The sequence below is a fragment of the Streptomyces sp. NPDC104761 genome (assembly GCF_055583445.1).
This window is the reverse complement of the sequence record NZ_JBVJNZ010000001.1, coordinates 988,640-1,001,890: the sequence shown is the minus strand read 5'-3', so window position 1 is coordinate 1,001,890 and position 13,251 is coordinate 988,640. Positions and strand designations below refer to the sequence as shown.

The window sequence follows — 13,251 nt, the reverse complement described above, 5'->3', positions numbered from 1 at the left end:
TCACTCCGTCTCGTCGCTGACTGCCTTGCGTCGGTCGTCGTCGGGCCGCGGCCCGTGGGCCGCGACCACCAGTTGCCCGAGCGCCAGTCCGCCGTCGTTCGGCGGTACTTCGCCGTGCCGCAGGACCGTGAATCCGGCGTCGTGCAGCAGGTCCGCGCTCGCGTCCTCGAGGAGCGTGTTGGCGAAGACTCCTCCGGTGAGGGCGACGGTGTGCGCCCCGGTGGCCCGGCGCGCTCCGCGGCACAGGTCCAGGACCGCCCGCGCGACCCCGCGGTGGAAGCGGGCCGCGATCACCGGCACCGGGGTGCCGCGCCGCAGGTCGGCGATGATCGCGCACAGGGCGGGGCCGGGGTCGAAGGGGTCGCCGAAGGGGTACGCGGCCCTCTCCGCGCCCCAGGCCGCGCAGGCCTGCGCCTCCAGCTCCAGGGCTGCCTGCGCCTCGTACCCGGCGCGGTGGCACACGCCCGCGAGGGACGACACGGCGTCGAAGAGGCGCCCCATGCTGGAGGTGGCCACGCAGCCGACCAGGTTCGGCAACTGTCGCTCCAGCAGCCGGAGTTCCTCGGGGGAGCAGGCGGCGACGCTGGGCAGGTCGGCGTCCCAGGGCAGGCCGGCCGCCCACAGCCGGGCCAGGGCGGTCCGGCAGGGGTTGGCGACGCCCGCGTCCCCGCCGGGCAGCGGGGCCGGGGCGAGGTGGGCGAGGCGCCGGTAGCCGGTGTAGTCGGCGAGGAGCACCTCGCCGCCCCACACGGTGCCGTCGTCGCCGTAGCCGGTGCCGTCGAAGGCGACGCCGATGACGGGGGCGGTGCCGTCGAGGCCGGCCTCGGCCATGGCGGAGGCGATGTGGGCGTGGTGGTGCTGGACGAACACCGGTCTGCCGAGCCGCAGCCGGGTGGCGCGGCGGCGGGCCCAGGCGGACGAGTGGTAGCCGGGGTGGCGGTCGGCGGCGACGACTTCGGGGCGGACCCCGGTCAGCCGGCGCATGTGCCGTTCCGCCCGTACGGCCGCCTCCAGGGTGGCCAGGTCACCCATGTCGCCGATGTGCGGCCCCAGCCAGGCCAGGTCGCCCTCGCCCACGCACAGCGCGTTCTTGAGGTCGCCGCCGGCCGCCAGCGCGGGCCGGACCGGGACCGGCAGGCGCAGCGGGCGCGGCGCGTAGCCGCGGGAGCGGCGCAGGACCTGCTCGGTGCCGTCGGCGCGGACCCGCAGCAGGGAGTCGTCGCAGGGCGAGGCGATGGGCCGGTCATGGGCGAGCCAGGCGTCCACGAGGCCGGACAGCCGGGCCAGCGCCTCGTCGTCGTCCGTGACGATGGGCTCGCCCGAGCGGTTGCCGCTGGTCATGACCAGGACGCGGGGGCCGGGCGGGTCGCCGGGGAGGCCGAAGAGGAGGGTGTGGACGGGGGTGTAGGGCAGCATGACGCCGAGGTGCGGGCTGCCGGGGCAGACACCGGGCGCGAGCCGGGCGGCGGGGCGGGGGCGGAGCAGGACGATGGGGCGCCGGGGGCCGGTGAGCGCGGCCCGCTCGGCCGTCCCGATCTCGGCGATCCGTTCCGCCTCGGCGAGGTCGGCGCACATCACCGCGAACGGCTTGTCGCCGCGTGCCTTGCGGGTGCGCAGGGTGTCCACGGCCCGGGCGGCGGAGGCGTCGCAGGCCAGGTGGTAGCCGCCGATGCCCTTCACGGCGACGATCCGTCCCGCGGCGAGCAGTTCTCGTGTCCGTGCGAGGGCGTCACCGCCGCGAGCTGCTCTCACCCCGCTGCCGGCGGCGGGCACCAGCCGCAGCCGGGGGCCGCACTCCGGGCAGGCCACGGGCTGCGCGTGGAAGCGGCGGTCGGCGGGCGCCTCGTACTCCCGGGTGCAGGCGGGGCACATGGGGAAGCCGGACATGGTGGTGGCCGCGCGGTCGTAGGGCATGCCGGTGGCGATGGTGAAGCGGGGGCCGCAGTGGGTGCAGGTGATGAAGGGGTGGCGGTGCCGGCGGTCGGCCGGATCGGCCAGTTCGCGCAGGCAGTCGGCGCAGGTGGCGGTGTCGGGCGGGAGGAGGGTGCGGCCCGGGGCGGACTGTTCGGTGGCGCGGATGGTGAAGTCCGGGTCGGCCCCGGTGGCCGGCAGCTCCTCGACGGCCACGGCGGTCACGATGGCAAGGGGCGGCGGCTCGCCGGCGAGCCGCACGCAGAACCGTTCCACGTCGGCCCTCGCGCCCTCGACCTCGATGAGGACCCCGCTCGCCGTGTTGCTGACGAACCCGGTGAGTGCCAGGTCGGCGGCCAGCCGGTGGACGTAGGGGCGGAAACCCACGCCCTGCACGGTCCCGCGCACCGTGACGCGCCGGCGGACCGCCGTCGTCGTGGCGGGCGCCGTCACGAGGCGGTCGGGGCGTGGACGTGACCGTGCGGGTGCGGGGCGAGCGGCGGCCGGTGCGCCGGGGCGCCGTCCCGTACGGCGAGCACCCGCTCCAGGATCGTGTCGACGCCCTCCCCGGTGCGGGCGCAGGAGCGCACGATCTTCACCCCGGGGTTGACCCGCCGCACCTGCTCGGCGAAGGCGGTCTCGTCGAAGCCGGCCGGTCCGGCGAGGTCGGTCTTGGTGAGCACGACCAGGTGCGCCGAGCCGAAGGCGGTGGGGTACTTCGCGGGCTTGTCCTCGCCCTCGGTCACCGCCATCAGCACGATCCGCAGGTGCTCGCCGAGGTCGTAGGAGGCGGGGCAGACGAGGTTGCCGACGTTCTCCACGAACAGCAGCGCGGTGTCCGGCGGCAGCCAGCCCTCCAGGTGGCCGCGGACCTGCCGGGCCTCCAGGTGGCACAGCCCGTCGGTGAGCAGCTGCTTCACCGGCGCTCCGGAACGGGCCAGGCGCTTCGCGTCGTTCTCGGTGGCGAGGTCGGCGGTGAAGGCGGCGACGGGCACGCCCCGCTCCCCGGCCCGGGCCAGCACCCGGCCGAGCAGCTCGGTCTTTCCGCTGCCTGGGCTGGAGAGCAGGTTCACCACGCCGACGCCGCGCGCGGCAAGGTCGCCGCGCAGGCTGGCGGCCAGGCCGTCGTTCCTGGCCAGGACGGCCCGGGTGACCTCCTCCGACTGACACATGGGGACTCCGCTCCGGTGTTGAGGTTCGTCTGCCGCGGGCCGGTGGGGGCCCATCGCGCCCACACGGCGGCGGCCGCCCATCGGCTCAGCCCCGCACCCCCGCCGGGGCGCGTCCGCTCAGCGATCCTCCGCGCCGCCGGCGGCTGTCGGCGGGCGACCGGCCGCGGCGGGGGCCGCGGATTCCTCCGGGCGGTCCAACGCGGGCGTGACCAGGGGGTCGGCGAGCAGGGCCGGGACCAGGGTGTGCAGGGCGGCGACGGCCCGTGCGACCGCGTCCCGGACGGGGGTGCTGAGCCCGGGGGCGATGTCCTCGTCGCCGCGCGGCGGTTCCCCGGGCTCGCAGGCGAGCACGAGGACGCGCGGCAGGGGCTCCTCGCCCAGGTGGGCGGCGAGGGCGAGGACCTTCGCCGGGTCCATGCCGTGCGCCTCGGGCGGGGCGGCCGCGCGGCGGCCGGGGAGCTCGGGCTCGACGAGGGACAGGGTGCCGGGGCGTTCGCCGCGTACGGCCGCGTCCACCAGCAGGACCACCGACCATCCGTCGAGCAGGGTGTAGGCGAGGTCCATGCCCCGGATGCCGAAGTCCCGGACCAGCGCCCCGGGCGGCAGGGGGCGCTGGTCCAGGGCGCGGATCACCTCGGGGCCGAAGGCGTCGTCGCCGAGGAAGATGTTGCCGACGCCCGCCACCAGCAGCCGTGTCACCGGGCACCGCCCGGGACCTTGCGGACGAAGTCGGAGCGCAGCGCGTGGTAGGCGGCGTCCGGGTCGAAGAACAGGGCGTGCATGCGGGCGAGTTCGTCCTTCCGGTACTCGGCGAGCGGCCGTTCCTCCTCGTGGACCCGGCGCGCCGCGGCCTTGGCGGCGATCCGGCGGCCGAGATCCGGGGTGGCGGCGAGCTCGGCCGCCAGCCGCTCGACCTCGGCGGTGAAGCCCTGCGCGGGGACCGGCAGCAGCCGGTCGACGAGCCCGGTCCTGGCGGCGGTCGCGGCGCTCACCGGCCGGGCCTCCTCCGTCAGCCGCCGGGCCGTCTCCGCGCCGACGCGGCGCGGCAGGGAGTACGTCCAGAACTCCGAGCCGTACAGGCCCATCCGCCGGTAGTGCGGGTTGAGCACGGCACCTGCCCGGCACCAGACCTCGTCGGCGGCGAGGGCGAGCATGACGCCGCCGGCCGCCGCGTTCCCGCCGAGCGCGGCCACGACGAACCGGTCGGTGGTCCGCAGTACGGCCTCGACCAGGTCGTCCATCGCGTCGAGGTTGGCCCACGACTCCTCGGCGGGGTCCGGTGCGGCCTCGATGACGTTGAGATGGATGCCGTTGGAGAAGAAGTCGCGGCGGCCGCCGAGCACCAGGACCCGGGTGGGCCGGGCGAGGGCGTACCGGTAGGCGGCGAGCAGGCGCCGGCAGTGGCCGGTGCTCATCGCGCCACCGGGGAAGGAGAAGCTGACGAGGCCGACGTCGCCGTGCTGCCGGTAGCTGATGTCGGTCCAGGTGCGGCGCTCCGGGGGCAGTTCGAGCGGGGCGGGGCGCTCGGGGAGGTCCGGGTCGAGGACGTGGGTGGCGGGACGGCGGAAGGGGGCCGGGTCGCCGGAGTTCTTGCGGGGGCGCAGCTCGGGGATCCAGACGGCGCCGTCGCGGGTGGCCCGGCAGACCGCGCCCGCCCGGGTCGCCAGCAACTCGCCCGGCTCTCCGCGCAGCCGGTCCTCCGGGTGGCCGCCGTGCAGGAACACCTCGCGGCCGAGGAGTTCGTCCAGCACCCCCGGCTGCGAGTCGGCCCCGCGCAGCTTGCGCAGCACCGTCGCGGTGTCGTCGGCCGCCCAGTCGATCCGGCGCCGCTCCTGCCGGAAGGCGTCCCGCCAGACGACCTTGCCGTGGATCGCGGGGTCGCTCTGCGGCCGAGGCTTGTACGAACCGTCCGCGTACCGGCGTACGGCCCGGTGGACGGCGATGAGGGCCGCGTCGGCGGCCTCGTTGCGGTAGAGGTCGCTCTTGCCGACCGGCGACACCGGGAAGGTCTCGCTCGCCCAGACCGCGCCCGCGTCCATGGCCGCCTCGGCCTGGAGCACGGTCACCCCCCACTCGGCCGCCTGGCCGGCGATGGCCCAGTCGAGGGAGGACGGGCCCCGGTCGCCGAGCGGTCCGGGATGGACGATGAGGCAGGTGTGCTGCTGCCAGACGTCCTCCGGGAGTGCCGTCTTCAGCATCGGCGCGATGATCAGCTCCGGGTGCCGGTCCCGGACGGCACGGCGGACGGCGTCGGGGCCGTTGCCGGCGAGGACGACGTCCACCCGGTGGCCGAGGTCGGACAGTTCGGCGCAGACCCGTTGGGACAGGCTGTTGAACGCACTCGCGACGAGCAGAATGTCCATGGTGCGGCATATTCGTCGCTTCGACGGCTCCCGGAAAGGACCCGTGCGGCGTTTCGCCCGCCGTCCTGCGCCGGGCGGCCCTGTTCGGGCGGCGGGAACGGGAAACGGGGACCGTACGCCGGGCCCCTGGCGCGAAGATGGGTGCGCCCGTGCCGAGCGATCCCTCTTTGGAGCGTGCCGCGTGACGTCGTCGGACCGTGTCTGCGAACGATTCGAGGAACTCCTGGACACCCGCCCGGAGATCCTGCGGGAGGCAGCGGAGGACTTCGGCCGGCTGGTGTGCGCGCCGCCCCTGGGGGTGCTGCGGCCCTGGTCGGCGGCCGCGGTCCGGGACGCGCTGGCGTACGCCGGGCCGCGCGGGATCCCGGTGGCGGCGCGGTCCGGCGGTCACTCGATGTACGGCCAGGGGCAGGCGCCCGGCGGGATCGTCCTCGACCTGCGCGGGCTGAACGCGGTCGGTCCGGTGACCGGGGACCGGGTGGAGGTGCAGGCGGGCGCGCTGTGGCGGGACGTGCTCGCGACGACCCTGCCGTACGGGCTCGCGCCGCCCGTCCTCACCGACTACCTCGGTGCCGGCGTCGGCGGGGTGCTGAGCGTGGGCGGGCTGGGCGGCGCGAGTCACCGGCACGGCCTGGTCGCGGACTCGGTCCTCGAGCTGGAGGTGGTGACCGGCGCCGGTGAGCACCTGGTCTGCTCGCCGGAACGCCACGGGGACCTCTTCCACGCGGTCCTGGCCGGCCTGGGCCAGGTGGCGGTCGTCGTCCGGGCCGCCCTGCGCCTGTCCCCCGCACCCGCGCTGGTCCGCCGCTACTGCCTGTACTACCCCGGCCTCGACGCCTACCTGGCCGACCAGCGCCTGCTGGCGGCCGACGGGCGCTTCGCCTACCTCGAAGGCCAGGCCCGCCCCGCCGAGGACACCGCCGGCGGCTGGACGTACATGGTGGAGGCGGTGGCCGCCCACCGGGGAACGGTCCCGCCCGACGACCGGACCCTGCTCGCAGACCTCGGTTTCACCGCGTGCGAGACGGAGGACCTCGGATTCGCCGAGTTCGCGAACCGGGTCGCCGCCGACGAGGAGGTCCTGCGCGCGACCGGCGAGTGGTTCCACCCGCACCCCTGGCTGAACCTGCTGCTCCCCGACGACACCGCCGCGTCCGTCGTGACCGGCGTGCTCACCGACCCCGCCTTCCGGGACCTGCGTGAGAACGGCTTGGTCCTGCTCTACCCCCTGCTCACCCGCACCCTGCGGGCCCCGCTGTTCCGCCGCCCGCGCGGCGAGGTCGTCCACCTCCTCGCCCTGCTGCGCACCGCCGCCCCGGGCAGGGCCGACCCGATGGTGGCCGCCAACCGTACGGCCTACGGGCACGCGCGGGCGAAGGGCGCGGTCGCCTATCCGGCCAACGCGCTGCCGATGTCCCCCGGCGACTGGCGGGAGCACTACGGCAGCGGGTGGGGCACCCTGGCCGAGGCGAAAGGCCGCCACGACCCGCACGGCGTCCTGGGCCGGGGACACGGCATGGGCTGGTGAACGGCGGCGCAGAATCGGTGCGCCGGAGGTGTCGATCGCGCGGGGTGCCGTTCGTCGGTGGGGTGCAGGAAGCTTGTGAGGACCGGGAGGAACCATGAAGTACATGCTGCTGGTCTGCGGCGACGACACCGCTGACGCGTCCGGGATGGCACCCGTCGAACCCTGGGTGGAGGAGCACGGCGTCCGGCACGGGACCCGGTTGTACGGCCACCGGCTGCAGCTGCCGGACCGGGCGGTCACCGTACGGGTGCGGGACGGCGAGGTGCTGCGGACCGACGGGCCGTTCGCGGAGACGAAGGAGTACGTGGCCGGGTTCGACGTCGTCGACTGCGGCAGCCTGGAGGAGGCCGTGCGGATCGCCGCCGCGCACCCCGTGGCCACCATCGGGGCCATGGAGGTGCGGCCGTTCTGGGACGAGGGGCTGATGGAGGACGCGGAGACGGCCGTCCGCCGTCTCGACGCCGAGCTGACCGCGGCCGCCCACGACCGGGACGTCGACCGGATGACGGCCTGCTACGCGCCCGACGTGGAGGTCTTCGGAACCGCCGGTGCGGAGGTGCGGTCCGGAACCGGCGCGCTGCGCAAGGCGGTCGAGGCGTGGTTCGCGGCGCTGACCGGGCCGGTCCACCGCGAGGTGCTCGAACTCCGTGTGCGTCCCGGGGAGGGCAGCACCTTCAGCCACGCCCTGGTCCGCGTCCACGGCACCCGGGTGACCGGGGAGCCCCTGGACCGGGTGGTGCGGGTGACCACCGGCTACCGGGACACCGGTTTCAGCTGGCTGATCGCCCATGAACACGTCTCGGTGCCGCGGGAGGCGCAGCAGTCGTGAGGTACGTCCTGTTCCTCTGCACCCCGGTCGGCGGCGAGGAGCTCGGCCCCGCCGAGATCGCCGGGGACCCGCGCTTCGCCTCGTACGTCCACGAGGTGCCCGGCCGGGACGTCGGCAGGGGCGGTGCCCGGCTGCGACCCGGCGCCGACGCGACCACCGTGCGGGTCAGTGGCGACGAGGTACTGCTGAGCGACGGGCCGTTCGCCGCGACCGAGGAGTACATCGCGGGGTTCGACGTCGTCGAGGTCGCCGACCTCGACGAGGCGATCGCGCTGGCCTCCCGGCATCCCGCGGCGCTCGCCGGCGGCTCGGTCGAGGTCCGGCCGGTCTGGGAGTGAGCACCACGGACGAGGTCGAGGCGGCCGTCGCCGCCGCCTTCCGCGAGGAGTGGGCCCAGGTCGTCGCCACCCTGATCCGGGTGACCGGCGACTGGGACCTCGCCGAGGAGTGCGCGCAGGACGCCTTCGCGCAGGCGCTGGACCGGTGGCGGCGCGACGGGGTGCCGGGCCGCCCCGGCGCCTGGCTGACCACCACCGCCCGCAACCGCGCCCTGGACGTGCTGCGCCGGGAGGCGGTGGGGGCCAGGAAGCTGCGGGAGGCTGCGGTGCTGGCACGGGACGAGGGACCGTACGACCCGTTCGATCCGTACGACCCGTTCGGCGAGGGCGGGGAGGGCGGCGAGGGTGACGGCGGCGGGGTGGCGGACGACCGGCTGCGGCTGGTCTTCACCTGCTGCCACCCGGCGCTGCCGATCGAGGCCCGGGTCGCGCTGACGCTGCGCACCCTCGCCGGGCTGACCACGGCCGAGATCGCACGCGCCTTCCTCGTCCCCGAGGCGACGATGGCGCAGCGGCTGGTGCGGGCCAAACGGAAGATCCGCAACGCCGGCATCCCGTACCGGGTGCCGCCGGCGCATCTGCTGCCCGAGCGCACGACGGGCGTCCTCGGTGTGCTGTACCTGCTGTTCAACGAGGGGTACGCGGCCACGGCCGGTGACGACCTGGTGCGGGCCGGCCTGTGCGCCGAGGCGATCCGGCTGGCGCGGCTGCTGGCCCGCCTGATGCCCGACGAGCCGGAGGTCGTCGGGCTGCTCGCCCTGCTGCTCCTGCACGACGCCCGCCGGGACGCCCGGGTGGACGCGGCCGGCGACCTGGTCACCCTGGAGGACCAGGACCGCGCGGCCTGGGACCGCGCCGAGATCGACGAGGGCACCGCGCTCCTGGACGGCGCGCTGCGCCGGGGCCGCCCCGGCCCGTACCAGATCCAGGCCGCCATCGCCGCCTGCCACGCGACCGCGCGGGCCGCCGCCGACACCGACTGGGCCGACATCGCCGGCCTCTACGGGGAACTCCAGCGCTACGTCCCCTCGGCCGTGGTCCGGCTGAACCGCGCGGTCGCCGTGGGCATGGCCGAGGGCGGGGAGGCGGGGCTCGCCCTGGTCGCGGAGCTGGAGGCGGCGGACGACCTGACCGGCTACCACCTGCTGTCCGCGACCCGGGCCGACCTGCTGCGCCGCACGGGGCGGCTCCGGGAGGCGGCCGAGTCCTACGCGCGGGCGCTGGAGCTGGCGGAGAACGCGGCGGAACGCAGGTTTCTGACGAAGCGCCTCGCGCAGTGCCGGCCGGACTGAGCGCTCCGCCGGGACTGTCGCGAGCTGCCGTCCGCCGCCTGCGGACAGCCGCGCCGTCGTGGCTGGTCGCGCAGTTCCTCGCGCCCCTTCGGCGTTTTCGACCGCCGCGGCCCTCGCCACACCCGCCTGGGCGCCCGGGGGGTTCGCCGCAGGCCCCGGCCGGGGGCTGCCCCCACGTCGAATGCGGCAGCCCGCCGGAGTGAGCGCGGGACGGGCCGTGCCTAGCGTGAGGGCACATGGCAACGTTTCCTCTGAAGTCCGCCCTGGCGTTATCGGTGGCGGCGCTCGTACTGGCGTCCGCCCCGGCGGCCCTCGCCCGGTCGTCGCCTCCGGGGCCGGCCGGGCGCTGCGACATGCACGACGGCGTCCGAACGGCGCTGGCCCGGCTGACCGCCGACGACCACATCTCCGGAGCCTCGGTCCTCGCCGACGGCCCGTGCGGGCGCTGGACCGGGACCTCCGGTAGGGCCGACCTGCGCACCGGCCGCCCGATGAACACCACCGACCGGCTGCGTGCCGGAAGCGTGACCAAGACGTTCACCGCGACGGTCGTCCTGCAACTCGCCGCCGAGCACCGGCTGTCCCTCGACTCCACCCTCGACCACTACCTGCCGGGCCTGATCGACGCCCACGGCTACGACGGCCGGCGCATCACCGTACGGCAACTCCTGCGGCACACCAGCGGGTTGCCCGACTATCTCGACGCACCCGAGTGGGAGCACCCCGAGCGGCTGCGGTACCGCCACTTCGAGCCGGGTGAGTTGATCGCGCAGGCCCTGCGCCTCCCCCACCCGGAGGGGTCCTGGCACTACGCCACCACCAACTACCTGGTCCTGGGCCTGGTCGTCCAGAAGGTCACCGGGCACCGCCCCGAGGACGAGATCAGCAGCCGGGTGATCCGGCCCCTCGGGTTGCGCGACACCTACTGGCCGGGAGACGACACCCGTATCCGGGGGCCGCACTCCCACAGCTACTTCACGTCCGGCGCCGGGCGGCGCGTCGACGGCACCGACTGGAACGTGTCCTTCGGCGGAGTCGGCGGTGCCCTCGTCTCCACACAGGGCGACCTCACCCGCTTCGCCACCGCGCTGCTCGGCGGACGGCTGCTGCCGGCCGCGCAACTCGCCGAGATGCAGCGGACGGTGGCCGCCGATCCGGACCGGCTGTGGCCCGGTGCCCGGTACGGCCTGGGGCTCATCTCGTCGCCGCTGTCGTGCAGCGGGGTGTGGTGGGGACACGCCGGGACCGTGCCCGGCGGGCACCGCGCACTGGTCGCCGTCGCCCCCGGCGGACGCAGCGTGGCCGTCGCCCTGAACCAGGTCCCGGACAGCCTCCAGGCCGAACTGGACTTCCAGGACCTCGTCGACAAGTCCCTGTGCGACAGCGAAAGGACCTCCGCATGACCGGCTTCGCGGCCACGGCCGCCCTGGCCTTGGCGGGCGCTCTCGCCCTCGGCACCACCACACCGGCCGGCACGACCGCCCCGGACCCGCTGGCCCGTTACCACCACCAGCACCTCACCTGGAGGAGCTGCGTGCTCGGCCCCCACGACACCACCGGCCGGGACCTGGAGAAGGCGGGCGCCCAATGCGCCGACGTCACCGTGCCGTTGGACTACGCCGACCCGGACGGACGGACGATCACCGTCGCCGTCTCCCGGATCAGGGCCACCGACACCGCCCACCGCGTCGGCGCGCTGCTGCTCAACAGCGGTGGCCCGGGCGGGCAGACGCTCGGTGACCCGCCGTGGGTGCGGGAGGCGATGAAGGACACCGGCAAACGGTACGACGTGGTCGGCGTGGACCCGCGTTTCGTCGGGCGCAGCATGGCCATGGACTGCCACTGGCCCACCGGGTCGGGGATCCGCGGCCCGGGGCACGACCGGGCCGGCTTCGACCGCTCGACCGACTTCGCCGAGGAACTCGCCCGCGACTGCCGGAAGCACGAGGGCGACGTCCTGCCGTACGCCACCACCCGGAACACCGCGCGGGACATGGACGTGATCCGCGCGGCGCTCGGTGAACGGCGGATCTCCTACCTCGGCTACTCGTACGGCACTTACCTGGGCGAGGTGTACGCCACCATGTTCCCGGACCGCACGGACCGGGTCGTGCTGGACGGCGTGGCCGATCCCGACCGGTACGGCCCCCGCCTGCTGCGCGGCTCGGAGTCCGCCAACCGGCACGCGCTGCGGGACTGGGCCGCCTGGGCCGCCGCCCGCGACACCACGTACGGTTTGGGCCGCAGCCGGGACGCGGTCCTGACCGTCGTGGACCGCGTCCAGGCCGCCGCCGGGCGCGCGCCGCTGCGGGTGGGCGGCTACCGGGTGGACGACGGCGTCGCGCCGATGGTCGTCTTCAGCGGCCTCTCCCAGGACAACGACGCGGCGTACGGCGACCTCGCGGCGGCGGTCCGCGACCTGCGCGACGCGGCAGAGGGCAGGACCGTCGACCCGAGTCCCTGGCTCGCCGACACGCTCGGCTTCACGCTGACCGGCTCCGAGTCGGCGTACGGCAGTGTGCAGATGGCGATCCTCTGCGGAGACGTCGCCGCGCCCCGCGACCCGGAGACGTACTGGCGTGACGTCCGACGGGCACGCGCGCAGGACCCGTTGTTCGGTCCCGTGACCAACAACATCGGGCCGTGCGCCTTCTGGGACCCGCCGCGCGAGCGCCCGACCACGATCAGGGACGACCTGCCGGCTCTCCTGGTCAACGCGACCGGCGACCCGCGCACCGTCTACGCGGGCGCCCGGGCGGTGCACCGCGGCTGGCCCAGCTCCCGGCTGGTGACGCTGCGCGGTGCGGACCAGCACGCGGTGTTCGGGGTCTACGGCAGTGAGTGCGCCGACGCGGCGGTCAACGCGTACCTCGCCACCGGGCGACTGCCGGCGACGGACGTCAACTGCGCCGCGCGTCCTGTGCCAGCGCCCTGAACTCCGCCCACCGCACCCGTGGCCTGGGCAGGCCCCGTCGGCGCAGATAGCGGTCGGTGGCCTGCCTCGTGCTGCGCAGCACGCTCACCGCGTCGCTCACCCGGCCCGACCCCATCGGCTCCACCACCTTGCCCGGGACCAGCACCCAGCCGGAACCGGCCGCCCGCAGTTCGCCGCGCACGAGGGCGTTGTGCATGTGGTTGAGGCGTTCGTCGTGCCGGTGCACCAGGAGGGCGGCTGGGCCTTCGGTGGCCGGGCAGTCGGCCGGTACGTCCACGGCGAAGCCCTCGCCCGTGGGTACCGGCCGGGTCCGGGCGAGGAGCGGCGCGCCGGAGGCGTCGCGCGCGGCGAGCACGGCCGTCGGGAAGCGGGCGAGCTGCGCGGCGCCGACCAGTTCACCGGGCGGCGCGGCGGGCGTGGCGAACGCCGGCAACGGGGAGCGCACGACAACCTGTTGCGGCGTCACGGTGATCAGCAGGCGCAGGTAGTACCAGTCCATCACCAGCCGCATCGGTGCCGTGACGTACGACCTGCTGTGCGGCTGCCGTTCGAACAGCATCCGCCAGTAGTCCTCGGCGCCCTGCGGGCCGGTCATGATCTCGTCGGGGCACTCGGCGCGGCCGCCGACGAAGATCTGCGGGGGCTGCTCCAGGCCGCTGCCGGTGGGGTCGGAGAAGAGCAGGGCGACGCGGCCGTCCCGGCGGATGTTCAGCGCCTTCTGCGCGAACGCCAGGGAGGTGCTGAGCAGCAGCGTCCCGTCCGGGCGGCGGCGCACGGCCGTCGGCCAGGCCAGCGGGGTGCCGTCCCGGCCCAGGGTGGCGAACTCGCAGGTGCGGTAGGCGTCGAGGACGTCGAGCGGCGCGGAGTCGATGAGGGCCACGGT

General features: G+C 75.4%; 11 protein-coding genes. 6 read left to right on the top strand and 5 right to left on the bottom strand.

The genetic code is table 11. The features are described 5' to 3' along the window. The 4 genes from hypF to ACZ63F_RS04525 all read right to left on the bottom strand — a co-directional run bounded on the left by hypF (nt 1) and on the right by ACZ63F_RS04525 (nt 5,446). Nucleotides 1-2,364, bottom strand: a complete 2,364-nt coding sequence (gene hypF / locus ACZ63F_RS04540; protein ID WP_469708599.1) for a carbamoyltransferase HypF — start codon at nt 2,362-2,364, stop codon at nt 1-3. Continuing rightward, nucleotides 2,361-3,083 (bottom strand): hydrogenase nickel incorporation protein HypB, encoded by a 723-nt coding sequence (gene hypB, locus ACZ63F_RS04535; protein ID WP_469708597.1) that lies wholly within the window; start codon nt 3,081-3,083, stop codon nt 2,361-2,363. Before hypB ends, hypF begins: the two co-directional genes overlap by 4 nt. Before the next feature lie 117 nt (nt 3,084-3,200). Beyond that, nucleotides 3,201-3,782, bottom strand: a complete 582-nt coding sequence (locus ACZ63F_RS04530) for a hydrogenase maturation protease (RefSeq protein WP_469708594.1) — start codon at nt 3,780-3,782, stop codon at nt 3,201-3,203. After that, nucleotides 3,779-5,446, bottom strand: coding sequence for a hydrogenase maturation protein (locus tag ACZ63F_RS04525; protein ID WP_469708592.1), 1,668 nt, complete (start codon nt 5,444-5,446; stop codon nt 3,779-3,781). The genes ACZ63F_RS04530 and ACZ63F_RS04525 overlap by 4 nt, the downstream gene beginning before the upstream one ends. Nucleotides 5,447-5,627: 181 nt before the next feature. On the opposite strand from ACZ63F_RS04525, the gene ACZ63F_RS04520 reads away from it, so the two are divergent. From ACZ63F_RS04520 to ACZ63F_RS04495, 6 genes are all read left to right on the top strand, one after another. Then, nucleotides 5,628-6,974 carry an FAD-binding protein gene (locus ACZ63F_RS04520; protein ID WP_469708590.1) on the top strand — a complete coding sequence of 449 codons (1,347 nt, stop codon included), beginning with the start codon at nt 5,628-5,630 and terminating at the stop codon, nt 6,972-6,974. 94 nt (nt 6,975-7,068) lie between these two features. Next, on the top strand, nt 7,069-7,803 hold the full coding sequence (locus ACZ63F_RS04515; RefSeq protein ID WP_469708587.1) for a nuclear transport factor 2 family protein: 735 nt from the start codon (nt 7,069-7,071) through the stop codon (nt 7,801-7,803). Next, nucleotides 7,800-8,141, top strand: a complete 342-nt coding sequence (locus tag ACZ63F_RS04510; RefSeq protein ID WP_469708585.1) for a YciI family protein — start codon at nt 7,800-7,802, stop codon at nt 8,139-8,141. Before ACZ63F_RS04515 ends, ACZ63F_RS04510 begins: the two co-directional genes overlap by 4 nt. Then, a complete protein-coding gene (locus ACZ63F_RS04505; RefSeq protein ID WP_469708583.1) occupies nt 8,138-9,433 on the top strand; it encodes an RNA polymerase sigma factor in 1,296 nt (431 codons plus the stop codon). Before ACZ63F_RS04510 ends, ACZ63F_RS04505 begins: the two co-directional genes overlap by 4 nt. Before the next feature lie 353 nt (nt 9,434-9,786). After that, a complete protein-coding gene (locus ACZ63F_RS04500; protein WP_469708581.1) occupies nt 9,787-10,836 on the top strand; it encodes a serine hydrolase domain-containing protein in 1,050 nt (349 codons plus the stop codon). Continuing rightward, complete coding sequence (locus tag ACZ63F_RS04495) at nt 10,833-12,368, top strand: alpha/beta hydrolase (RefSeq protein ID WP_469708580.1); 1,536 nt, start codon at nt 10,833-10,835, stop codon at nt 12,366-12,368. Before ACZ63F_RS04500 ends, ACZ63F_RS04495 begins: the two co-directional genes overlap by 4 nt. On the opposite strand, the gene ACZ63F_RS04490 is transcribed toward ACZ63F_RS04495, so the two are convergent. After that, a complete protein-coding gene (locus tag ACZ63F_RS04490) occupies nt 12,334-13,248 on the bottom strand; it encodes a pyridoxamine 5'-phosphate oxidase family protein (protein ID WP_469708578.1) in 915 nt (304 codons plus the stop codon). The two genes, ACZ63F_RS04495 and ACZ63F_RS04490, sit on opposite strands and share 35 nt — an antisense overlap. Nucleotides 13,249-13,251: the final 3 nt, after the last annotated feature.

What these genes read in the sequence shown, in the direction of transcription:
- hypB (WP_469708597.1), bottom strand. Translation starts at nt 3,083, where the DNA reads ATGTGTCAGTCGGAGGAGGTCACCCGGGCCGTCCTGGCCAGGAACGAC.
- ACZ63F_RS04525 (WP_469708592.1), bottom strand. Translation starts at nt 5,446, where the DNA reads ATGGACATTCTGCTCGTCGCGAGTGCGTTCAACAGCCTGTCCCAACGG.
- ACZ63F_RS04495 (WP_469708580.1), top strand. Translation starts at nt 10,833, where the DNA reads ATGACCGGCTTCGCGGCCACGGCCGCCCTGGCCTTGGCGGGCGCTCTC.
- ACZ63F_RS04500 (WP_469708581.1), top strand. Translation starts at nt 9,787, where the DNA reads ATGCACGACGGCGTCCGAACGGCGCTGGCCCGGCTGACCGCCGACGAC.
- ACZ63F_RS04515 (WP_469708587.1), top strand. Translation starts at nt 7,069, where the DNA reads ATGAAGTACATGCTGCTGGTCTGCGGCGACGACACCGCTGACGCGTCC.